Source organism: Butyrivibrio sp. LB2008 (assembly GCF_000621565.1).
Lineage (GTDB): Bacteria > Bacillota > Clostridia > Lachnospirales > Lachnospiraceae > Butyrivibrio.
The window spans coordinates 21,035-43,154 of record NZ_JHXZ01000009.1 but is presented as its reverse complement, the minus strand read 5'-3'; the positions used below and the strand labels follow the sequence as shown (position 1 = coordinate 43,154).

18 protein-coding genes are annotated in these 22,120 nt (G+C 39.9%); 2 read left to right on the top strand and 16 right to left on the bottom strand.

Annotated elements, in window-relative coordinates; all coding sequences use genetic code 11:
• Nucleotides 1–9: 9 nt before the first annotated feature.
• Genes T356_RS0100215 through T356_RS0100205 form a run of 3 tightly spaced genes read right to left on the bottom strand, consistent with a single transcriptional unit; the run spans nt 10 to nt 3,508 of the window.
• Nucleotides 10–1,638: a hypothetical protein gene (locus T356_RS0100215; RefSeq protein ID WP_026512739.1), complete on the bottom strand. Its 1,629-nt coding sequence runs from the start codon at nt 1,636–1,638 to the stop codon at nt 10–12.
• 10 nt (nt 1,639–1,648) lie between these two features.
• Nucleotides 1,649–2,653, bottom strand: a complete 1,005-nt coding sequence (locus T356_RS0100210) for a hypothetical protein (RefSeq protein WP_026512738.1) — start codon at nt 2,651–2,653, stop codon at nt 1,649–1,651.
• A gap of 6 nt (nt 2,654–2,659) precedes the next feature.
• Nucleotides 2,660–3,508, bottom strand: a complete 849-nt coding sequence (locus T356_RS0100205; RefSeq protein ID WP_155838931.1) for a hypothetical protein — start codon at nt 3,506–3,508, stop codon at nt 2,660–2,662.
• Nucleotides 3,509–3,861: 353 nt separating this feature from the next.
• Here T356_RS0100205 and T356_RS20975 point away from each other — a divergent pair, with 353 nt between their 5' ends.
• Nucleotides 3,862–4,035, top strand: coding sequence for a hypothetical protein (locus T356_RS20975; RefSeq protein WP_155838930.1), 174 nt, complete (start codon nt 3,862–3,864; stop codon nt 4,033–4,035).
• 100 nt (nt 4,036–4,135) lie between these two features.
• On the opposite strand, the gene T356_RS0100195 is transcribed toward T356_RS20975, so the two are convergent.
• Nucleotides 4,136–4,978 (bottom strand): hypothetical protein, encoded by an 843-nt coding sequence (locus T356_RS0100195; RefSeq protein WP_026512736.1) that lies wholly within the window; start codon nt 4,976–4,978, stop codon nt 4,136–4,138.
• Between the two features lie 171 nt (nt 4,979–5,149).
• On the opposite strand from T356_RS0100195, the gene T356_RS0100190 reads away from it, so the two are divergent.
• Nucleotides 5,150–5,401, top strand: a complete 252-nt coding sequence (locus T356_RS0100190) for a hypothetical protein (protein WP_026512735.1) — start codon at nt 5,150–5,152, stop codon at nt 5,399–5,401.
• A gap of 72 nt (nt 5,402–5,473) precedes the next feature.
• Here the strand turns inward: T356_RS0100190 and T356_RS0100185 are convergent, their stop codons facing one another.
• From T356_RS0100185 to T356_RS0100130, 12 genes are all read right to left on the bottom strand, one after another.
• Nucleotides 5,474–6,433 carry a D-2-hydroxyacid dehydrogenase gene (locus T356_RS0100185; RefSeq protein ID WP_026512734.1) on the bottom strand — a complete coding sequence of 320 codons (960 nt, stop codon included), beginning with the start codon at nt 6,431–6,433 and terminating at the stop codon, nt 5,474–5,476.
• Between the two features lie 31 nt (nt 6,434–6,464).
• The gene (locus T356_RS0100180) at nt 6,465–7,898 is read right to left on the bottom strand and encodes a GGDEF domain-containing protein (RefSeq protein WP_026512733.1); all 1,434 of its coding nucleotides are present in this window, start codon (nt 7,896–7,898) and stop codon (nt 6,465–6,467) included.
• An 80-nt stretch (nt 7,899–7,978) separates the two neighbouring features.
• Complete coding sequence (locus T356_RS0100175; RefSeq protein ID WP_026512732.1) at nt 7,979–9,673, bottom strand: phospho-sugar mutase; 1,695 nt, start codon at nt 9,671–9,673, stop codon at nt 7,979–7,981.
• A gap of 65 nt (nt 9,674–9,738) precedes the next feature.
• Nucleotides 9,739–10,560, bottom strand: a complete 822-nt coding sequence (locus T356_RS0100170; RefSeq protein ID WP_035780036.1) for a TrmH family RNA methyltransferase — start codon at nt 10,558–10,560, stop codon at nt 9,739–9,741.
• Nucleotides 10,553–11,125 (bottom strand): GNAT family N-acetyltransferase, encoded by a 573-nt coding sequence (locus T356_RS0100165; protein ID WP_026512730.1) that lies wholly within the window; start codon nt 11,123–11,125, stop codon nt 10,553–10,555. Before T356_RS0100165 ends, T356_RS0100170 begins: the two co-directional genes overlap by 8 nt.
• The gene (locus tag T356_RS0100160) at nt 11,125–12,801 is read right to left on the bottom strand and encodes a M3 family oligoendopeptidase (protein WP_026512729.1); all 1,677 of its coding nucleotides are present in this window, start codon (nt 12,799–12,801) and stop codon (nt 11,125–11,127) included. Before T356_RS0100160 ends, T356_RS0100165 begins: the two co-directional genes overlap by 1 nt.
• 124 nt (nt 12,802–12,925) lie before the next feature.
• A complete protein-coding gene (locus T356_RS0100155; RefSeq protein WP_026512728.1) occupies nt 12,926–14,425 on the bottom strand; it encodes a CapA family protein in 1,500 nt (499 codons plus the stop codon).
• On the bottom strand, nt 14,415–16,649 hold the full coding sequence (locus tag T356_RS17855) for a DUF3160 domain-containing protein (RefSeq protein ID WP_051563043.1): 2,235 nt from the start codon (nt 16,647–16,649) through the stop codon (nt 14,415–14,417). Before T356_RS17855 ends, T356_RS0100155 begins: the two co-directional genes overlap by 11 nt.
• A gap of 164 nt (nt 16,650–16,813) precedes the next feature.
• Nucleotides 16,814–18,004, bottom strand: coding sequence for a multiple monosaccharide ABC transporter permease (gene mmsB / locus T356_RS0100145; RefSeq protein ID WP_026512727.1), 1,191 nt, complete (start codon nt 18,002–18,004; stop codon nt 16,814–16,816).
• Nucleotides 18,004–19,551, bottom strand: a complete 1,548-nt coding sequence (gene mmsA / locus T356_RS0100140) for a multiple monosaccharide ABC transporter ATP-binding protein (protein ID WP_026512726.1) — start codon at nt 19,549–19,551, stop codon at nt 18,004–18,006. Before mmsA ends, mmsB begins: the two co-directional genes overlap by 1 nt.
• Before the next feature lie 109 nt (nt 19,552–19,660).
• Nucleotides 19,661–20,806, bottom strand: a complete 1,146-nt coding sequence (gene chvE, locus T356_RS0100135) for a multiple monosaccharide ABC transporter substrate-binding protein (protein WP_026512725.1) — start codon at nt 20,804–20,806, stop codon at nt 19,661–19,663.
• 247 nt (nt 20,807–21,053) lie between these two features.
• The gene (locus T356_RS0100130) at nt 21,054–22,118 is read right to left on the bottom strand and encodes a sugar ABC transporter substrate-binding protein (protein ID WP_026512724.1); all 1,065 of its coding nucleotides are present in this window, start codon (nt 22,116–22,118) and stop codon (nt 21,054–21,056) included.
• Nucleotides 22,119–22,120: the final 2 nt, after the last annotated feature.

The following is a 22,120-nucleotide window of genomic DNA, read 5'->3' as shown; positions in this document are numbered from 1 at the left end:
CCGATATATTTATATCTGACTAAAAACAATCCCTATCACAATAAGGCCAATTCCTGCAATTATTGTAGCCACCATTCTTTTGGTTATTGCGCTGTTACCGGAAGGTTTCTCTTCTGTTCCCTCAACACAGCGCGGAGCCTTTTTCGGATCTGCCCAGATAAATGTCGGAACATTATATAGTTCCTTATAGTTCTTTGATTTTGCTTTTTTCCCAAGAAATAAGGATTCAATTACTCGAACCGTATCTCCGTCAGCATAGGCATATGATATAAATTGCCTATTGCCGATAGTGACTGCTGAAAACAAAGTTGCCGGATAGCAGGATGCTCCTTCCGTCACATCTTTGTAATTGCGCTTAACCTTTATAAGCTGTACCAGATCGACAAACAGTGATATTCCAAACATGATCATAAGTGCAGTGACAAAGCCTATTTTCTCCGATTGTGCCAGGATCAGTGCTATGCACATTGCAAAGAAGCATATAAAATACAGTATCAATCCTGTAGTATCGGCAACCTTATTTCTTGATTGATAAGCGGTGTAGTCGGCATTTGGAGCCTGTTTTTCATCAAATTTTTTCCCGGCGAAAATTCCATTTTCAATTACATAATCATCATTAACGGTAAATGCATAGTCTTTTAGATTCAATATTTCCGAAATATCCGGTTCCATTTGTTTCTCCGCTTCTTTTGTATCGATCACCTTCTTTCCGTCCAAAGAAAAAGGCACACCGTTATCCAGAAGATATGCCACAAACATATCATAGTTTGTAAGGCCTCTGCCTATTTGGATTGATGATTTTAAATATGCATCCTTAAGACGGATATTCATGACTTCGGTAAACTTATTGACAGTATTGTTCGGTATCGCATTTGCAACATAGACCCAGACAATATCTTTTACACTGATTCTCTTCGTCTTTTTAAACCATCTTCTAAACTCAATAAATTCCCCGTCAATACATACGGTATTAGTAAAACCGCTGTGTGCCACAATCCACAACACTGCGGTTCCCACAATAATTTTTGTAAACATGCTCCGCACTTCGGGAGAAGTAACCCAAATTGCCACAAATATAAATTCAAAGAGAAAGCATATTAACAAAATAGCTATCTTTCCTACTTTTGCTTCTCTCTGACACATTTTAAATCTGTAATTATAATTTGCGCCGCCTTCATGCTCATCAAAGTATCCTATATTTCTGATGTTTACATTGGTATTTCTAAAACTCTCCAGAAAGTATTTTTCCGCGCCATCAGGAAGATGTGCCAGATCAATTGTCACCTCACGTTCTCTGTCATCCGCAAGCGAAATATGCCTGTATGAATTGCGAAAGCAATGTGTCACCTTATGAAGATTTAGCTTTTTCCCGATTATTCCATAGAAAACAGATATGCTCTCGGGTTCTATCACATATTTCCGTTCAAAGCAGATGCACATAGCCGTAACGCCAAGGTATACTCCGGCCAATATGATGGCATTCAATTTCATATCATCACTAAATCCACCGATTCCCCAGATTATCAAAACGTAAGCTGTTACGATCGCATACATAAGCGGATACATAACCGCCGTTCTCTTATCAATAATTGTAACTTTATCGCCCCTGATATGAGGCTCGTATCTTTTCTTAAACATAAACACTCCACTATTTCTTATTCTTTTCGCGCATCTTCCTAAACATCTCAAGAGGCGTCGCTCCATCTTTATCAAGTGCAAATCGTATTCCGTTATCTTGAAGATATGCCTCGAACAGATCGTAATTCTTAAAGGTTCTTCCGATATCATAAGACAGCTTTAGCTTCTCTTTTCCGACATAAATATCCATCACTTCAACATGTCCGTTTTTATTCATATCAGATTCCCTAAACTCTGTATAAACATAAGAAATATCTTTTACCTTTATTGTCATGGGCTTTTTAAGCCACCTTCTGAACTCAATATCACCGCCGTTAACAAAGACAGTACCTGTAGACTTCAGTATCATCCAAAATAAAAACGCAATAAGGGCAAGTCCTCCAAGCTCCATAAGTATAAGAAACCATAAATACCCCGGCTCATACGATATGAGCATGATTAGCATAAAAAAAGCAAAAAAACAGATACATAAAACAAATAAAAAAATATTACCGACAGCGTGTTTTTGCTTCATTTTAAAATTGTAATTATAATTTGTTCCTTCCTTCTGTACACCAAAGCTACCTATCTTGCGAATCTGTATATTTGCATTCTTAAAACTGTCAGTAAAAAATTTATCTGCGTCTTTAGGAAGGTTTAATAGCTCAACTACACTCTCACGTCCTCTGTCATCGATCAAAGTAATATAACTCAGATCATTAAAAAAGCAATATTTCACTCTATCATATTTTATTGTTTTCCCGAAAATGCCATATCGTATAGATAAACTCTCCGGCTTTATCACATATTTCCGCTCAAGACATCCTATCAATAATTCCAGCATCAGGATTATCGAACCAAAAAACAAAATGCCTATAATCTTCCCCTCTGTATCCTCGTCAATGACCGCCACGAAAGCAAGTATTATTGTTACAATATAAGAAAAAAACATGAATGGACGTGCCATTTGTGTTCTGTTATCTATGATAGTAACTTTGTCACCTTTAATATGAGGCTCATATCTTTTCTTAAACATAAAACTTTACCTTCCCGTACTCTTTCCTCTATTGATTCCCTTTATTGAAAAAGGCGGCTTGGAATCTTTTTCATAAAAAGGAATTCCGTTATCATTGAGATATTGCTTAAACAGATGATAATGTCTGTACTCCATTTCATCTATTGAACACAGCCTTTTTAATGGTTCTTTTTTACTATACAGATCCATCGCCTCACATGCATAACGTCTGTATGCTCCACCATGACGGGCATTAAGATGAACCGTATAATTCCTGACACCGGATATATCTTTCAAAGTGATTACTCTTTTCTTTTTTAGTCCGCCGCGGATTTCGATGTAATCGCCATCAACCCGAATACTGTATAATTGCGATAACATAATGCAGGCAAGTACTGCAACAAAGCCTGTAAATACTAATACGTACGGCCAGTTAGCTAATGAATCAGCCAGAATGGCACAATCAATAAGTCCGTACGCCAACGCAATAAAAATAGTCCACCCAATAAGCCTTTCACCTTCCACATCAAAACTGTAATTAAGATTTGTACTATCTTTTTTCTTCAGATTTGGCGTTATTTTTCTAACAGTTATTTTTGATTTTTCCAAAAAATCCAGAATGACTTTTACCGCCTCACGTGAAAGGTGGCAGCAGTCAATCTTTATTTCGCGCCCCTTATTGTCAATAACAACAATATAGTTCGAATGATATATACAATACTCAACCATATGTATATCTATCTTTTTGGAAAAGAGTCCGAAAACATATTTAACAGATATGCTGCTTGGCCATATCACATATCTGCATCTACTTCTCTTGTCTACAATCGTAATCTTATCCCCTTTTATCCGAGGCTCATATCTTTTCTCAAACACCGTCATTCCTTTCAATATTTTTAACATAATATCAAAGACAATAATACTATGTTTTGTTCCCCATTACAATACAGGCTTATTGCGCGCTTGTCTTTTCAAGCATTTCACCCCTTTATTAATTATAAATTTTATGTTAATATAGTAATACTAATCTTAATGCTATACTTATTAAGATTAGCGGAAAACGCAGAACTTTGGTTATTCAATATCAGGCATGCAACTATTTTATTAAATTTTTATATTTTTAACACAAAATCGTTATTATTCTGCGCATTTTTCCGATATAATAAATAGTAATAGATAATCACACATGCGGAATTATCTGACTATTTAAGAAAGGAGTGTTTAAGTATATGACAGCTACATTAGACTTTAAGAATGAAGTTCTGGACTGCATCAGAAAGGATTGCGAAGACGAGTATTATCCGGACCCCGAGAAAGTAGCTCATATCACCGGCTTACCGTTAGGGATTGTCTTTGATCTGCTCATAGAACTGAAAAATCAGGGTTGTCTCGGAAAGAGATGATTCACCATTAAAACGGAGAATTATAATGGATGATTCAATGAATGAATAAAAGTCCTATGCTTTGTCGGCATAGGACTTTTATCATGTATGTGAAATATATTTATTCAGCTTGTTCAGTTTCTGCTTCGCCTTCTTCAGCTCCGGCATCTTCAGATTCAGTCTCTTCACTGTTCTCTTCCTGCGCAGGTTCTTCAGATTCGGTCTCTTCTGTTTCAGTTTCCTCAGTCTCAGCATCCTCAGAGTTATTTCCGTCCGTATCTGTTGTTGTTATAACCACGCCGTTTGCAGCACTGTCATAATCTTTAACACTTGTTATACGCCACTTCTTTGTTTCAGAATCCCTTGTTAATGTGAAGACGAAAACATAAGATTCCTCGGAACTTTCTTCCATCATGTCTTCATATGTCTCCAAAACAAGATTGATCATGTCATTGTAGGCCTGCTTAGCAATCTCGGGATCGGAATTGTTGACTTTATCCGGATTGGCTTCATTATAAGCTTCAACCTTGACGCTTATACGTGATGATGCATCCTCACTGCCTATAATATTTAACGGAAAAGCTGTATTCACCGTAGCAACTACAGTTCCAACCTTCCTCTTCATAGAAACAGAAGTAAGCTCATAACTTGTGATCATATTTGAAAGACTGGCACAGAGATTATCAAGTCTTTGAGCCGTCTCCTCATTAAGCATCTCAGCATCGATAGCCGATTTGAGATTATCCGTAAGGAATGACGAATCGAATGTATGAACAAATTCGCTTTCCAAGACCTCAGGGCTCGCATACTGATCTATATTCTCAGTTGAACCGTTCTTAACTATTTCCAAGAATTCGGTTGCTGTTTCTCTTATAGCTTTTTTGGGAGTAGTGCATCCCGTAAGGAGTGCTGCGCTCAATGTAAAAACTACAATTGTAGATAATATATTTTTCTTCATACGCATAAATGTTAAATCTCCGTACCACATAACAATTTTTGTAAACACAAAGTTTAGTATACCATATTTGGATAAATAATCAAAGAATATCGCAATTTCGTTATTATAGTGGTAAAATATAGATTATTCCACATATATATTTTTTGGCATATCAGCCATTATAAGGAGGGCTTTTTAATGTTAGTTCTTTTCGGAGAAGGTGTAATAAAAGACGTTTGTGCCGTAGAAGTTAAACCTATGGATATCGGAGAAGGAAAGATTGTCGGAACGCAGATAAACTTCACTCTTACAAGTGGTGACAGACTCGAATATATCTACGATCAAAATATTCCGATTGAAAATTCCGGCCAGAGAGCTATTGATTTTGTAAGAAAGCTCTATGACAGCGGAAAAGCCGATTTCTCCGGCGAACCCGTAGAACTCATGTAAACAGAAAAATCAAGCCTCTGTCTCAATGCACCGGGACAGAGGCTCTTTTGTATATCATTTGCATTTACATTTTCAGTTAACAATATTTCTGGGTGTTCCCGCCATGAACGCCTGAATATTTTTCTTTACTTCTTCAAGACATCTTTTTCTGGCTTCCGTACTTCCCCATGCCATATGCGGTGTGACAAAAAGTTTTCCGCTGTCCTGAATCTTAAGAAGCGGCGAATCTTTTGCCATAGGTTCGGGATTGAGTACATCAAGTCCTGCTGCCTTTATCTCACCATTTTCAATAGCATCGCAAAGATCCTGTTCATTAACAACAGCACCCCTTGCAACATTTATAAGTATCGCATTTTTCTTCATCTTGGAAAAAGCATCTTTATTAAAGAGCTCTCTCGTTCTGTCACTTAAAGGACAATGAAGAGATATCACATCCGATCTTGATAAAAGCTCATCAAACGATACTCTCTCATAGTCCGTACAGGTGCTGTTTCCGGATGCGGAATAAAAGATGACCTTTGCTCCAAAAGCTGTAGCGATCTGAGCAACCTTTCTTCCGATATTGCCCATTCCGACAATTCCGTATACTTTGCCGTCAAGTTCCTCAAAAGGTATATCCAGGCAGCAAAAATGCGGCTGATTTGCATATCCGCCGCTTTTTACGAATTCATCATAATGGCGTGAGTTTTCCATAAGATAAAAAAGTAATGCAAACGTATGCTGGGCAACCGATGCAGTAGAATAATTAACTACATTCGCAACCTTAACGCCGCGCTCTTTGCAAAGCTCTATATTTGCATTGTCATAACCTGTCGCAAACTCACATATAAGTTTAAGATCGGGAGCATCATTTAAAACCTTTTCGGTTATAGCACTCTTGTTAATAAGCAGGATCTCCGCTCCCTCAAGTCTCTCCTTTGCATTTTCATCGGTAATCTTGTCACCGTAATAGGTAACATCTCCGAGTTCATCATAAATACTGTAGTCCATGTCAGATCCGACACTGTCTACATCTGCAACAACAATCTTCATACTCTGTGTAACTTATGCCTTTCTTTTATGTTTATATTCTAACAGCTTTCATATCCTTTTTATTCTGATACATAAGCCTGTCAGCTCTCTTAAGAACGCTGTCCGCGTCATCATCCATTGATTCATCGTATATTGCAAGGCCGATGGCTGCCGAGATTCTCTCCCACGGCTGCAAGCTCTTATTACTCTGAAGCTCTTCCATATGGCTCTTAAGCGAATCGATAAGCTCATCCTTATGATTAAAATCTTTATTTTCAAGTAGCACGACAAACTCATCTCCGCCTATTCTAAATACCGGCGAATTCTCAAATGTATCGCATATAAGCGTGCACATATTCTTTATGTAAAGGTCTCCTGCTTCATGCCCGAAAGTATCATTTATCTTCTTCAGATAATTAATATCTATCATCAGCATTCCAAACTGCGCAGTCTGAGTTATGATATCCGAGTTTAGTCTTATCTCCACTTTGTCATAAGCAGCTTTGTTCTTAACTCCCGTGAGGGCATCTCGCAGTGCAAACTCATTAACCTTAGTCATCTCAAGAGACATATTCTGAATCTTATTGGATGACCTCATAAGATCCTCTGCATATTCTCTCATATCCTGAGACATGGAAAAAATAGTATCGGCAAGCGATTCAAGCTCATCTCCCGTATGTACGTCAGGATTCTCCATAAGAAGGAGTTCCGGATTTTTCTGGGAGTGACTGTTATTGGCAAAATCTCTTGCAGTACGTTCAATCTTCTGAAGAGGAACAATTACTCTCTCATTAAGCCATAATATCATTCCGCAGATAAATATCAAGGCAAGAACAATACCGCACACAGCCATGGTAATAATATATTTCCTAAGTGTAGTATCTATATCTGTAGTACTAAATCCGCAGGAAAAAAGAGCTATTCCCTCACCTGATGCATTCCTTATGGAAACACTTGCGCTAAAGTCCTCGCCGTAATCACTCTTTGCGGTAGTATAATTGATTCCTTCGTTATTCTTCATAACATTATAGGAAATCTCACAGAGTTCTTCACCGAGAAAAGACCCTATCATGTCTCCGAGATACGGAATCGGTATGCCCTCTTTCACATCCTCCCCGCTTTTTTCCGATTCGGTAAGTCCGGATGCGATCTGCATACAGTCATATCTTCCGTCAACTTTGCAAGGAACTGTAAGCAGGATAAAATCAAGATCATAACTCTCTCTTATCCTGCCCATTAAATCTACAAGATTATTAAACGTATCGGAATACTCTTTTGTGGCAATACGCTCTTCGAGATCCGCTACATCGATATTTTTAATAGTATAATTGGTAACGTAAGTAAGCCTTGTCCTGTACTCATCCATCATGGTTTTTTTAAATATCATGAAACTTATGGTACCAAGTGCCATGCAGAGAATAATGATAAATACGAGGCAAACCCAGATTACTCTGTATCTAAGTGAATTACTGTATTTTTTATTCATTCAATGCACCTCTCAGCTTTCTTATATGATAGCACGGGAGTTACTAATTATACATTAAATAATTATCAATTTTTCATAACCTATTCAACCGAGTTGATAAGTGCAAACACCTCTTCTTTTATGGCTTTATTGACATTCAAAGCATTTTCTCTTGAATCTCTGTTTGAATAAAAATAGAACTTGATCTTCGGCTCGGTTCCGCTGGGTCTTATAGCGAACCATGAACCGTTATCCAAAAACAGTCTGATGGCATTCTGAGGCGGAATATCCTCATATCCGTTAATATAATCTATCACCTTATCTACTTTTGCGCCTGCAACTTCAGTAGGGATATTCTCTCTAAACCACTTCATCATGCGCTGGATTCTCTGCGCTCCGGGAATTCCCTCCAGAATGATATTCGGCTCATCCTCAGCAAAATAGCCGTATTTGGAATAAATTTCCTGCAATACGTCAAATAAAGTCTTTCCCTGCTTTCTGTAATATGCGGCAGCTTCAGCAACGAGCATTCCGGCAGAGATACCATCTTTATCCCTTATATCCTCGCAGGCTGAATATCCGACAGACTCCTCATAACCAAAAAGATATGTATATCCGTTTTCATGCAGATAAGGAATCTTTCCGCATATATTCTTAAATCCCGTCAGAGTCTCGAACATCTCTACTCCGTAGGCCTTTGCCATTACTGTTGAAAGAGTCGATGTAACTATACTCTTTACCATAGCACCCTTAGAAGGCAATGTTCCGGCTGTCTTATGTCCTTCAAGAATATAATTAACAAGAAGATATCCGGTCTGATTTCCGTTAAGAGGTACATAATTTCCGTTATCGTCTCTTATCTCTATAGCGAATCTATCCGCGTCGGGATCTGTAGCCATCAAAAGCTCGGCGCCGAATTCTCTTCCGTACTGCTCACTTAGCTTAAAAGCTTTGGGATCTTCAGGGTTAGGATACCCTACCGTCGTAAAATCGGGATCGGGATGTTCCTGCTCCGGAACAATCTTCCAATTGGTAAATCCTCTGTCCTTTAGCATCTGTCTGAAAGGAATCGAGCCGCATCCGTTAAGCGGTGTATAAACAAGCGGTATGGAAAGATCAAGCTCATCATGCTCATGAATAGCCATTCCCTCGATCTTATCAAGGTACTCTCTGTCATACTCATCTCCGAGCACAATAATCTTTCCGCTTGCTACGCCCTCATTAAAGTCAGACTTCTTTATTCCGGTCCATATATCAACCTTTGAGATCATCTCAGTCATGCCATCAGCAACCTCAGCAGATACCTGACATCCATCATCCCAATATGCCTTATATCCGTTGTATTCTCTCGGATTGTGCGAAGCGGTAATATTTATTCCGGAAACGGTATTAAGTCTCCTTATCATAAATGCAAGTTCCGGTGTAGGGCGCAGATCCGGGAAAGTATATACTTTAATTCCGTTAGCCGCAAAAATACCGGCCGCAAGCTGTGAGAATTCTTTTGAAAAATGTCTTGGATCATGAGCAATAACAACGCCCTTATCCATCGCTTCTTTTCCGCAGTTTGCTATATAATCCGCAATTCCCTGTGAAGCCTTTCCAACAGTCAGGAAATTCATCATATTGGTTCCTGCACCGACTTTTCCTCTAAGTCCGGCAGTTCCGAAAGCCAGATCCTGATAGAATCTTTCCTCTTTCTCTTTTTCGTCATCTTTTATCTTGTACAGCTCTGCCTTAAGGGGATCTTCTTCAGATAGATGTGCCATCCACTCATCATATTTCTTTTTATAATCCATATTTTTTCCTCCGTTTTCTTATCAGGCAGTCGCCCATATATTATCTTTATATCTTTTACCAAGATCTAACTTTTTTGCAATTCCCAGAACGTCACCGCGCTGCAAGCAGCAACATTCAAAGAATCCACCCCATGCGCCATGGGAATTTTAACGCAATAATCCGAAGCCTCGATAGTTTCAGCTTTAAGTCCGTAGCCTTCGCTTCCAAGAAGGATTGCAAGCTTTTCTTCTTTGGCAAGTTTCTTGTCGTCAATATTTACGGTATTATCCGTAAGTGCCAAAGAAACTGTTTTAAATCCCATATCTTGCAGCTCTTCCATCTCTTTATCCGGTGTGAGGAATGTCCATGGGATCTGAAATACGGTTCCCATGCTGACTCTTATTGCCCTGCGATAAAGCGGATCGGAACTCCCTTTTGTAAAAAGAACCGCATCCATATTAAGCGCAGCCGCATTCCTCATTATCGCACCCACATTTGTGGGATTGGATACATTTTCAAGAACGGCAATCCTTTTTGCATTATTGCAGATCTCAGAAGCCTTCTTAAGCTTCTTCCTCTTCATTGCACACAGAATGCCCCTTGTGATGTTATATCCCGTTATCTTTTTTAGAATTTCTTCTTTTGCAACATATATCTTCGCAAAAGAAAAATCTTTAAGCCTGATGATTATATCTTTTGCTTCGCGTTCCAGCTCTTCCTTAGCAACTAAAAGAGAATACGGCTCATATCCTGCATCAAGCGCCCGTCCAATGACTATCGCACTCTCTGCTATAAAAAGACCTTCATCCGGCTCAAATATGTGATACAGTCTGTTCTCAGAAAGCAAATTATAAATCTCAAGTTCCGGCATCTCAAGCGTATCAACAAATATCATATTCTCATGCATTGTTTATGTCCCAATTTCCGAATTGTACTTCGCCCGGATTTCCCACATGATCTCCAAGCATTTTTTCCATCCAGATCATGTCATACCACTTACCGAATTTGTAACCGGAATCATGAAATGTTCCAACAAGACTATATCCGAGCTTCTTGTGGAATTCATAGCTGTCATTCGTAAGATTGTCGTCCTTTCTGTCTCCCGAAAGATATGCGATGCAGGCATTTAGATTAAGTATCCCCATGCCCTTAAGAGCACTTTCAAGCGCTTCATAAAGCTTCTTTCCGACTCCTTTTCTTTTCACATCTTCTCTGACATAAACTGTCGTCTCAACAGACCAGTCGTAGGCACGTCTACCCTTAAAACTTGTAGCATAGGCATATCCCAATATCTCGCCGTTTTCTACAACTTTGATATATGGGAACTTTGAAGATATATTTTCTATTCTGTTCTCAAATTCCTCAACAGAAGGAACTTCGTACTCAAATGAAATTGCCGTTTTCTCAACATAAGGCGCATAAATATTAAGAAGCTCCGCCGCATCCAAAACGCTGACTTTTTCTACTGTCATTACTTTAAAGTCTCTCTTTCCATATCTTTTGCAAGCTTTTCGATAGTTCCGTCCTTAAACGGGCTTTGCAGACCAACCTGCGCAAGTTCATTTTCATAAAAATCTTTAGCTGACAATTTGCACAGCTCAAGATAATGCTTCCACGCATCATCAAAATCCTTGTTCATCCATACCTTAAACTGCATAGCAACGACGCTTGCCAGCACATAATCGATGTAATAAAAAGGAAGATCGAATATATGAAGCTGTTTCTGCCAGAATCCACCCTCTCCAAAGAACGGATCGTCTTCATAATCCATTTCAGGTCTGTAAGTCTTCTCAAGTTCCTTCCAGGCCTCTTTTCTCTCCTTCGGAGTCATATCTGGATTGTCATATACAATATGCTGGAATTCATCAACCATACATCCGTACGGCACAAAAAGTATCGCATCTTCCTGATGCATCTTGAAATAATCTTTTTCCCTGTCTCCGAAGAAATTCTTCATCCATCCGTACGTGAAATACTCCATGGACATCGAATGAATCTCGGCTGTTTCCATTGTTATATCGAGATGCTCCAGTATCTCTTCATCCCTTGTTACATACCCCTGGAAAGCATGTCCGCACTCGTGCGTGATAACATCAATATCGCCGCTTGTCCCGTTAAAGTTGGCAAATATGATAGGCGCTTTATATTTGGGAAGGTATTCCATGTATCCTCCCTGCTTTTTGTTCTTCCTACCAAGGACATCAAAATATTCCCCGTCCATCATGAAATCAAAGAACTCGGCAGTCTCAGACGAAAGCTCCTTATACATCTCCTGTCCCGCTTTCATTATCTGTTCGGGTGTACCGATGGGGCTGGGATTACCTTCTTTAAAATACACTTCATGATCGTAGTATTTAAGCTTATCTACACCGATCTGCTTTCTTCTCTCCTCATTTATCTTTGATACAAGAGGAACAAAAGACTCTTTTACCTGCTTTCTGAAATTCTCAACTTCTTTTCTTCTGTAAGAATTTCTGACCATACGGTTATAACCGAGCTCTACAAAAGACTCATAGCCAAGAGCTTTTGCCTGTGCCGTTCTGTTTTTTACAAGTTTATCGTATATCTCATCTATCTCATCCGTAACCGAAAGGAAGTAGTCAGAATAAGCTTTCCATGCCTTTTTCCTGACCTCTCTGTCCTTATCCGTCAGATATTTTCTCAAGAGAGAAAGATTACATTCTTCTCCGTTAAAAGAGATCCTTGCGGAAGCAATAAGATTATCATACCTGCTCGCAAGTGCATTCTCTTCCTGCATAAGAGGAAGAATCTCATCACTTATGGACTTGATCGCAAGTTCGATATTTTTAAAAGCGACCTTGCCTATCTTCTCTTCAAGATAGTCCCTGTACGGAGAATTAAACAAAACCTTTTTATACTCATTTTCAAGCTGTTCTACAAGCGGAAGCTGCTCATCAAGATATTCTTTCTCCTCCGCGTAGAACTTATCCGTCGTATCAACATCATGCCTGAAGTTACCGATCCTTATAGTGGTAACTATATCGCTGATAAGTTCATAGTACTTTTTATGAATCTCAAACTGTTCCTCACCGCTTTTGGCATTCCTGCTACTTTCGATAAGGCTTTCAAACTGCTTCTTAACTTCGTCCATATCAAAACGTTTGTAAGGCAATTCCGAAAATTTCATAGATATTAATCCTTCTTTCAATTTTTATATCTCATTAATTCTATCATAAATATCATTGTTTTAATTCATAGTTTTTTTCAGTAAGCCCGATTGTTAAACTGTTATGTTTAACTAAAAAATCCGCTCACTCCCAAAAAGCATTTATATCTTTTGTTTCATAGCTGCAGATTGCTACCCCGTCGAAAGCATGAGCAATCGTAAAGCAGGCTTCTGCGCCGTACTTTGTATCTTCGCTCTGCCCCTGATATGCACGGAAATTGCCAAGCGAATAATAAGTCAGCATTTTGCCTCCGTCAGGCCTGTCCATAAGCTCAGTCTTTTGGACAACATGCGGATGCGAACCTATGACAACATCCGCACCTCCCTTTGCAAAAATCTTAGCCATACGCTTCTGATAAGGCGTTATTTCCTTGTTGTACTCTTCTCCCCAATGTGCAAAGACAATAACAAAATCAGCTTCATTTCTTGCACTATGAAGATCATCTATTATCTTCTTTTCTTCTTTACTCTCACCATCTTCTTCAGATGAGACTTCTTTCGGAAGATAATGGATCATATTGGGATATTTCTCTGCTGCATCTCCCACGTTAGTCCCGTAAGTATATGAAAAAAGTGCGATTTTAATGCCATTTCTGCTTATTATCTCATATGGTCTGTATTCCGTATCCAAGCTACTCTGAATTCCAACGCAGGCTATTCCGGCATTTTCGTAAAAATTTACCGTTGTATCAATTCCCTGAACACCTCTGTCGAGAGCATGATTATTGGCACACGAAGCAACATCGAAACCTGCATTCTTAATTGCTTCTCCGACTTCGATTGGAGAACCGAAACTCGGATACCCGCCTATCATAGATTCCTTGTCAACCAGCACAGTCTCTGCATTAAGAGCCGCTATATCTGCAGATTGTATCTCACTTCGAAAAGGTTCGTAGAGAAAATCGAAATTGCCATTCTCATGTTCTATTGCATATTCGTAGATTTCCTTATGTATCAGATTATCTCCAAATGCTACTATCTTTATCTCGTTTTCAATATTTTTAAGCCCCCAGCCCTGCCAGGACCAAAGAGTACACTTATCATCAATATCTTCAACAAGAATTACCGATTCCTTTTGTTCCATCAGCTTTATGTGCTTTGCACTTACACCTATCTTCGATGCCCCCCACTTAGATTTTACGGAACCGTCATTGTTAAGATCATACAGAAAAATATGTTGTGAATAGCACTTCTCATCATTCTCAACCCAGAAAGGCCTGTGCTTGCCGTACAATCCCTTTTTCCACAAAAGAACTATCATCTCAATGTCGCCGTTGCCGTCAAGGTCAGACAAAAGCACGTCTTGCACTTTAAAACCTTTCTCGCTTTCAAAAGTCACTTTGCCGCTATTTATGACTTCCAATTTCTTATTTTTGACCTTTATGACAGTTTCCGTATTTCCGATGCCTTCTTCATCGCAAGGTACCGTCAGCTCTTTTTCATTCCACTCTGCCCATGCGGGAATATAGTTTCTTTTTGCAAATATATAAATAGCGCAAACAGCTACTGCTATCCCGAAGAATAGCAGTAGCCTGTTACATTTTTTATTCATCTGAAACTTTTTTAGTATTGTTTCATTCTTCATATATTCTATAGCTCTGTGTCCACTCAGGCTGGTTTGGTTTCCCCTGTACCTCTACCCAGTTCCAATTATCATCAAGATAACCGCCCTTAAGCAAATTCCTCCACTCCGAATCTGTAAGTCTGTCAGATATCGGCTGTTCAAACTGATAGAACGAATACACACTTCCGCTTGCAACGTGAAGTTCTCCGTCTATCGGAAATACCACATAGATCATATCGGGATTTCCGGTTCCAACCTCAAGAACAGTTCCGTTTGGATCCGTCGCGATATCAGCGATCAAAGAGCTCGGAGCCTGCTCTACATACTCGATATCCGGAGCATCTGAATGGGCTTCTTTCCAAAGATGCTCAAGGTATCCGCCGTAGCAACGGATAAATTCATAGTCATCATCAGAGAGTTTTTCATTTTTAAGCTCTTTTTCCGATATCTCCAAAAGTCTTGTCGCAATCTCGGAAAGCTTATCAAGACTTTCTTTATCTTTCGCATCAAGTATTCCGAACTTTTCCAAACCTTCCCCTGTCTTAACAGAAAGAAACTTGAATCTGCTGTAAACTACAGGCTGAGGATCGACATATCCTCTGTCATCGGGGACATCATCGTCTTCACCATCGCCCATCTCCGCCATGTTCGGCTTTGCATAAAGGATAGTATCATGCTTAAGTTCTGCATAGGAACCTGCATAGGTCTCAAGGTTTTTCTTGGTCCATTCATCGCTTTGCATATATGAAGGATAACCTTCGCCCTTCTTTTCCAAAAGAGGCCTGAGTGTATTGAGCCATCCGGCATAAAGACTTGCATTCCATACCGAAGGATTGTCATTATTGTAATGCTCTTTTGCAAGATTCATATTCTCAGAATAATTCTTAAAGCCTGTAGCTCCCTGAGCTTCCAATATTTCCATAGCCTTTTCGGAACCAAGAGCCGCAGCGGTATCAAGCGTATCGGGAAGCATACGTGTCTCTCCCGCACTGTTTTCCTCAACTTCCCTATATATAAGTTTCTGCATGATAGCTGCATCGATCGTAAATCTCTGTCCCATGAACCTGAATGAAGAAACAACGCTGTTTTCGCCCTGCTCCACGGGAATCGAATTTATCTCGGGAACCTTGAGCTCTTTTACCGCACTCATAACCTTGTTGAAAGCATCGGCGTTTCCGGCAATTGAAGAAACATCAGTATTTTCGCCATAGCAATTTTTTAATATTCCTGAAAGTTCAACATATCCGGGATCATCTGATATTCCGGCAAAAAAGCTTGTAACACTGTAAATACGTTCCCAAATCTCCGCATTTTCTTCTATTGCAAGGCACTGAAGAAGCGCAGATCTCACCATATCTTCTTTGTCAAATGCATATGAGATCCTGCCAAACCACATCATTGCCCTGAAATACTTCTCAAGATCGGCATCACCTTCGTAGTAACCTCTTGGCTTGTACTGTGAATAATCCTCATTAAGTTCCGTAAGGGCACATGTATCTATGCCTTCCGCTTTATTAATCTTAGAAAGTTCGCTGTTTACAACGCTGTCAAAAGAGCTGTCACTTAATGGAACGGCAATACTGTCATCCAAAAGCTTACTTCCGATATAGAAATACTCAAGATTTCTGAGGGCAGCAGCCTCAAACTCCGTACCTTTAAGCTTATCATACTGTGCTTTTGAGCTCTCGATCATCTGCGCACCGAGCTTCTTAAGATCGGCTGTGAGATAATTCTTTTCCGTTTTTTTCATAAGATGCGCAAAATATAGATGATATATGTGCATCAGAGAATCTACCGTCACAAAATTAGGCACTTTATAATATCTGTTACTCTCATATATCTCAAAAAACTCATCACAGTACGAGTTTGAGACATAGAAGTTATTATCTATAAGCGCTTTTCTCCTCGACGCAACATCACTATATTCACTTTGATTCGCCGGATCAAATTCAGTCTGCCTTGAATTCAAAACGACATTGGAAAAGTCCTCTTTTACACTATAGCTTGGAACCGCAGGCGTGAGATTCTCATCATAGTACTTTTCCTCCGATTCTCCCAATAAATACAGTTTTCCTCCCGCTGCATTCGGGGACTGATCGGTAGCTGCTCCGGTATTATCAACTTCAACACTGCTTGCAGCAACACTACTTGCATCAGAAGCAGCATTTTCACCATTTTCAGCAAATGAACAACCTGACATCATCACAGACAATGCCAACAATAAACCCACTAATCTTCTTTTCATTTTTTCTCCTGTTACAAAAAAACTTTGTCCTTAGACAAAAATAAATACATTATCAATATTATACCGCGCTTAAATATTTTCGGCAAAACAGCGCAAAAGACCGCCGATTGCTCACGCAACCGACGGTCTCTCATATGTAATGTTAAAGAAACTTATTTATTTAATCAGTTCTTTACCATAAGCTTTCCGCCACGCTTTGATACTACGTCGAAGATAACAGCTGCAAGAAGAACTGCACCCTTAACTACCTTCTGCATGTTAGCATCTACACCCATAAGTGACATACCAAGGTTGATAACACCCATAAGTACAGCACCTACGATAACTCCGGGAACAGTACCTGTTCCGCCGTAAGCTGATGCTCCACCGATGAAACATGATCCGATAGCATCCATCTCATAGTTCTGACCATATGTAGGCTGAGCTGATGTAAGACGAGCGATTGTAATCATTCCTGCAAGTGCTGCAAGGAATCCCATGTTTGTATAAGCGATGAAGTAAACTTTGTTTGTGTTGATACCTGAAAGCTTTGTAGCCTTCTCGTTACCACCTACTGCATAGAAGTAACGTCCAACTGTTGTGTTATTTGTGATATAGCCGTAAACAAGTACAACTACCAATACCCAAATAAGAACTGTAGGAATACCCTTGTACTGAGCAAGCTTGTAAGCGAACAACATAACAACTGCTGTGATACCGATTGTCTTTACAAGGAATCTCCATGTAGCTTCAACCTCATAGTTCTTGCTCTTTCTTCTGATACGTGATGTGAACTGCATTACAACGAAGATTGTAGCAGCTACAAGTCCGCCAAAGAGACATGTAAGGTTAAGTGTTCCGTTTCCGAAAAGGTCATGTACATAGCAATCAGCACCGCCACCGAAAAGGTTAACGAATGATGTCTTATCCTTGATTGATACTGTAAGACCGTTAAGCACTACGTTTGAAAGTCCTCTGAATACAAGCATTCCTGCAAGTGTTACGATGAAAGGAGGAATTCTTACAAACGCGATCCAGAATCCCTGGAAAGCACCAATTGCTGTTCCGATAACAATCATGATAAGGATTGCTGCCCATACAGGAACGTTCATGTTAATCATAAGAACTGCACCAACGGCACCTACGAAACAAACAACAGAACCAACTGAAAGGTCGATGTTACCACCTGTCAAGATACAGAGAAGCATACCGGTTGCAAGAACGAACACGTATGCGTTCTGTGAAATCAAGTTACTTACGTTCATAGGCATTAGTATTGCGCCCTTTGTCTGCCATGCAAAGAAAGCTACTACTGCTATAAGAACAATTATCATTGTATTTTTCTTTATGAATCCGAGTACCGAATCGTTATTCATTATTTGACCTCCTTATTTCCGGATGACTGTAAAATAAATGTCATAATTTTTTCCTGAGTGGCTTCTTTGCCATCAAGTTCACCAACCATCCTACCTTCATTCATTACGTAGACTCTGTCACACATTCCCAATACTTCCGGAAGCTCGGAAGAGATCATGATAACCGATTTTCCTGCATCTACAAGCTGATTGATAATGCAATAAATCTCGTACTTAGCACCTACGTCAATACCTCTTGTGGGCTCATCCAAAATGAGTATGTCCGGATCAGCGAACATCCATTTTGCAAGAAGAACCTTCTGCTGGTTACCACCACTAAGGTTACCAACATTCTGTTCAACAGAAGGACATTTTGTCTTAAGCTTCTGTTTGTAATCGACTGCTACCGCATATTCTTTATCCTTATCGATTACTGTATTTTTACTAACTGCATCAAGGTTTGCAAGTGTAGTATTTATCTTAATAGGGTTAGTTAATATAAGTCCGTTGCCCTTACGGTCCTCAGTAACATATGCAAGCTTATGCTTGATTGCTTCATGAACTGTGTTAAGACGAACTTCCTTTCCGTCAATCTTAAGAGTACCGGAAATATTCTCTCCGTAACTCTTACCAAAGATACTCATTGCAAGCTCTGTTCTGCCGGCACCCATAAGTCCGGAGATACCTACAACCTCTCCCTTTCTGACGTTCATACTAACATTATTAACTACTTTTCTATCAGTATATAAAGGATGATAAACAGTCCAATCTTTGACTTCCATCATAACATCCCCAATCTTAGGTTCTCTCTTGGGGAAGCGATCTGATAATTCACGGCCAACCATACCATTGATGATACGTGCTTCTGAAAAATCATCTACTCCTTTTGTGAGGGTCTCAATTGTTGAGCCGTCACGGATAACCGTAATCTTGTCAGCAACATATGATACCTCATTAAGTTTATGTGAGATGATAATTGAAGTAAGATTCTGTTCTTTCTTCAGTTTAAGCAATAAATCAAGAAGCGCCTTAGAATCACTCTCATTAAGTGATGAAGTCGGCTCATCGAGAATAAGAAGTCTTGCATTCTTTGAAAGTGCCTTCGCAATCTCAACAAGCTGCTGTTTACCAACACCAATATCCTTAATCAATGTTTGTGTACTATCTTTAAGTCCAACAATATCCAAATACTTACGAGCAAGTACACCCGTCTCTGTCCAATTTATCTTATATTTTGATCCTCTTTCATTTCCAAGGAACATATTTTCAGCAATTGTCATGTACGGAATAAGCGCAAGTTCCTGATGTATAATTACAATACCTTTTTGTTCACTATCCTTTATGTCATTAAATTTGCAAACCTCGGAGTCATAAATGATATCACCTTCATAGGTTCCGTACGAATAAACTCCACTAAGTACATTCATTAGTGTGGATTTACCAGCGCCATTTTCACCTACCAGCGCGTGAATTTCGCCCTCTTCAACCTGAAGATTAACATTGTCCAAGGCTTTCACACCGGGGAAGGTTTTGGTGATATTCTTCATTTCCAATAATATCTTCGCCAAGTTTACCCCTCCTTCTATCTCATATTTCTTTTCTTCTAATCTGTATGTTGTATTTTTCTATTAAAGAGGCGGGACAAAAGCCCGCCTCAGCTTTGTTACTAAAATTTAATTATTTAAGATCGTCCTCTGTGTAGTATCCTGAATCGATAAGAAGAACTTTGTAGTTCTTAGCATCTGCGAATACAGGCTCGCAAAGGTATGAAGGGATGATACCTGTTCCGTTATCATAATCCTTCTCGTTGTTGATAGGAGCATCTGAGCCCTTCATGATAGCATCAACCATCTTAACTGTCTGTGTTGCAAGGTCACGAGTATCCTTGAAGATAGACATTGACTGCTTACCAGCGATCATGTTCTTAACGTTGGGCTTATCGCAATCCTGACCTGTGATGATCGGCCAATCACCTGTGTAGTTAGCCTCAAGTGAGTTTGTTACACCAAGTGCTGTTGAATCATTTGAGCAAAGAACTGCATCAAGCTTTGTTCCATCTGCATAGTTAGCTGAAACGATAGCATCCATTCTTGACTGAGCTGCTTCTGTAGCCCATCCTGCTGTTGCAACGTTATCGAAGTCAACCTGTCCTGACTTAACTACAAGCTTGCCCTCATCGATGTAAGGCTTAAGAACTTCCATAGCACCGCCGTAGAAGAACTTAGCGTTGTTATCACCGGGATCTCCTGTGAAGATCTCAAGGTTGAAAGGTCCTGCCTGGTTGTCAAGGTCGAGCTGCTCTTTGATGTACTCACCCTGCTTTGTTCCTACCATCCAGTTATCGAATGTAGCATAGTAAGTAACAGCGTCTGAGTTCATGATCAAACGGTCGTAAGCGATAACAGGAATGTTAGCTTCCTTAGCCTGAGCAAGAACTGTTCCAAGTGAATCACCATCGATTGATGCAATAACAAGAACCTGAGCTCCTGAACTGATCATGTTCTCAATCTGAGAAACCTGAGTAGCGATGTCGTTTGAAGCATACTGAAGGTCAACTTCATATCCGGCTTCCTTAAGCTGTGCTTCCATGTTTGTTCCGTCCTGATTCCATCTCTGAAGATCCTTTGTAGGCATTGCAACGCCGACTTTTCCGCCAGCACCACCGGCTGCGGGTGTCTCAGCAGTAGCTTCGCCTTCTGCTGCGGGTGCTTCAGCAGGTGTCTCTGCGCCACCTTCAGGAGTAGATCCGGTAGATCCACAGCCTACAAGCATAGCTGCAACCATAGCTGCTGAAAGAACTGCACTAATGATTTTCTTCTTCATAAATGTATCCTCCCTTTTATTTTGGAATCTGCAGAATTATTTCTGCTATGTTATATGTAAAATTTACCACAAAAATATTAGGAATAAATTACGATGTTCTGTAAATTTTTACTATCACCCAAAAACAAAAGCCGACTATGCTAGCATTATTTTGCACTGCATAATCGACTTAATTAATTTTGTGCTAGTCCCTTAATCCCGCTTGTACTCTGCGTTTGCATTGGTGATGTTAGCATTTTCTTAGCATTTACAGGTTTTCTTCCGGCACATTCAAATATATATCTTCTTTCAGGTGGAAACCGCTGTTTATTATGACCTCATCCATATTGTTCTTGGTGACACTTGCAGGCTCTACCTTTAGATAAGGTACTACATTGGTTCCGTCGCTTATCGTGGAAACCTCATACTCTGTGATCTCTTCGCCCTTTACCAGCTTTACGGCACAGATAGCTGCTGTCTGCGCAAGCTTTTCAATCGGCTTATATACAGTCATAAGCTGAGTTCCCTCAACTATTCTCTGGCACGCTTCGAGATCGGCATCCTGGCCTGCAACCATTATTTTTCCGGCAAGTCTTCTCTCCGACAGAGCTCTTACCACACTGCTTGCAATATCGTCGTTTCCGCACATTATAGCATCGGACTCCCTGACAAGCCCTGTATTCTTATAGATGTACTCGCTTGCCATCTCAGCCTGCCATCCATCCGCATAGAATGTATCGACAATGGTATTCCTGTTCCTGGCCATCACATTCCTGAAGCCTCTCTCTACAAGAGGAACATTACTGTCCGTGGGCGAACCGCATATCATTATGACTTTGCCGTCCACAAGGCCGTTGTCCACCATCGTCTGCGCCATCATCGTTCCTACTTTTTCATTATCAAAAGAAATATAGAGATCGACATCGGCATTTTGTATCTGTCTGTCATATGCTATTACAACTATCCCTTCATCTTTGGCTCTTTTGACCGAATCGCGAAGTGAATCGGAATCTATAGCTACAATGACTATCGCATCCATTCCTTTTTTAATAAAGTAGTCAACCTGCTTTTTCTGTTCTGCAACATCTCCGTTTGCATTCTGTACATTCACTTCGGCGCCAAGTTCTTTTGCCATCGATACAAAGACATCCCGGTCTCTTTGCCATCTTTCTATTAAGAAAGAATCAAAACTCATCCCTATCTGAATCTTGTCAGAATCCGCGCTTATACTTTTTTCACTGTCACTGCTCTCTTTTGCACACCCCATTGCACATAAAGCCAGCAGAATGACCGCAAGACCTCCTGCGATCATTTTCCCCTTATACCTTCTCATGC

Excerpts from the sequence above, each read along its gene's own strand:
- T356_RS0100215 (WP_026512739.1), bottom strand. The coding sequence starts at position 1,638 with ATGTTTAAGAAAAGATACGAGCCTCATATCAGGGGCGATAAAGTTACA.
- T356_RS0100210 (WP_026512738.1), bottom strand. The coding sequence starts at position 2,653 with ATGTTTAAGAAAAGATATGAGCCTCATATTAAAGGTGACAAAGTTACT.
- T356_RS20975 (WP_155838930.1), top strand. The coding sequence starts at position 3,862 with ATGACAGCTACATTAGACTTTAAGAATGAAGTTCTGGACTGCATCAGA.
- T356_RS0100195 (WP_026512736.1), bottom strand. The coding sequence starts at position 4,978 with ATGCGTATGAAGAAAAATATATTATCTACAATTGTAGTTTTTACATTG.
- T356_RS0100190 (WP_026512735.1), top strand. The coding sequence starts at position 5,150 with ATGTTAGTTCTTTTCGGAGAAGGTGTAATAAAAGACGTTTGTGCCGTA.
- T356_RS0100185 (WP_026512734.1), bottom strand. The coding sequence starts at position 6,433 with ATGAAGATTGTTGTTGCAGATGTAGACAGTGTCGGATCTGACATGGAC.
- T356_RS0100180 (WP_026512733.1), bottom strand. The coding sequence starts at position 7,898 with ATGAATAAAAAATACAGTAATTCACTTAGATACAGAGTAATCTGGGTT.
- T356_RS0100175 (WP_026512732.1), bottom strand. The coding sequence starts at position 9,673 with ATGGATTATAAAAAGAAATATGATGAGTGGATGGCACATCTATCTGAA.
- T356_RS0100170 (WP_035780036.1), bottom strand. The coding sequence starts at position 10,560 with ATGCATGAGAATATGATATTTGTTGATACGCTTGAGATGCCGGAACTT.
- T356_RS0100165 (WP_026512730.1), bottom strand. The coding sequence starts at position 11,125 with ATGACAGTAGAAAAAGTCAGCGTTTTGGATGCGGCGGAGCTTCTTAAT.
- T356_RS0100160 (WP_026512729.1), bottom strand. The coding sequence starts at position 12,801 with ATGAAATTTTCGGAATTGCCTTACAAACGTTTTGATATGGACGAAGTT.
- T356_RS0100155 (WP_026512728.1), bottom strand. The coding sequence starts at position 14,425 with ATGAAGAATGAAACAATACTAAAAAAGTTTCAGATGAATAAAAAATGT.
- T356_RS17855 (WP_051563043.1), bottom strand. The coding sequence starts at position 16,649 with ATGAAAAGAAGATTAGTGGGTTTATTGTTGGCATTGTCTGTGATGATG.
- mmsB (WP_026512727.1), bottom strand. The coding sequence starts at position 18,004 with ATGAATAACGATTCGGTACTCGGATTCATAAAGAAAAATACAATGATA.
- chvE (WP_026512725.1), bottom strand. The coding sequence starts at position 20,806 with ATGAAGAAGAAAATCATTAGTGCAGTTCTTTCAGCAGCTATGGTTGCA.
- T356_RS0100130 (WP_026512724.1), bottom strand. The coding sequence starts at position 22,118 with ATGAGAAGGTATAAGGGGAAAATGATCGCAGGAGGTCTTGCGGTCATT.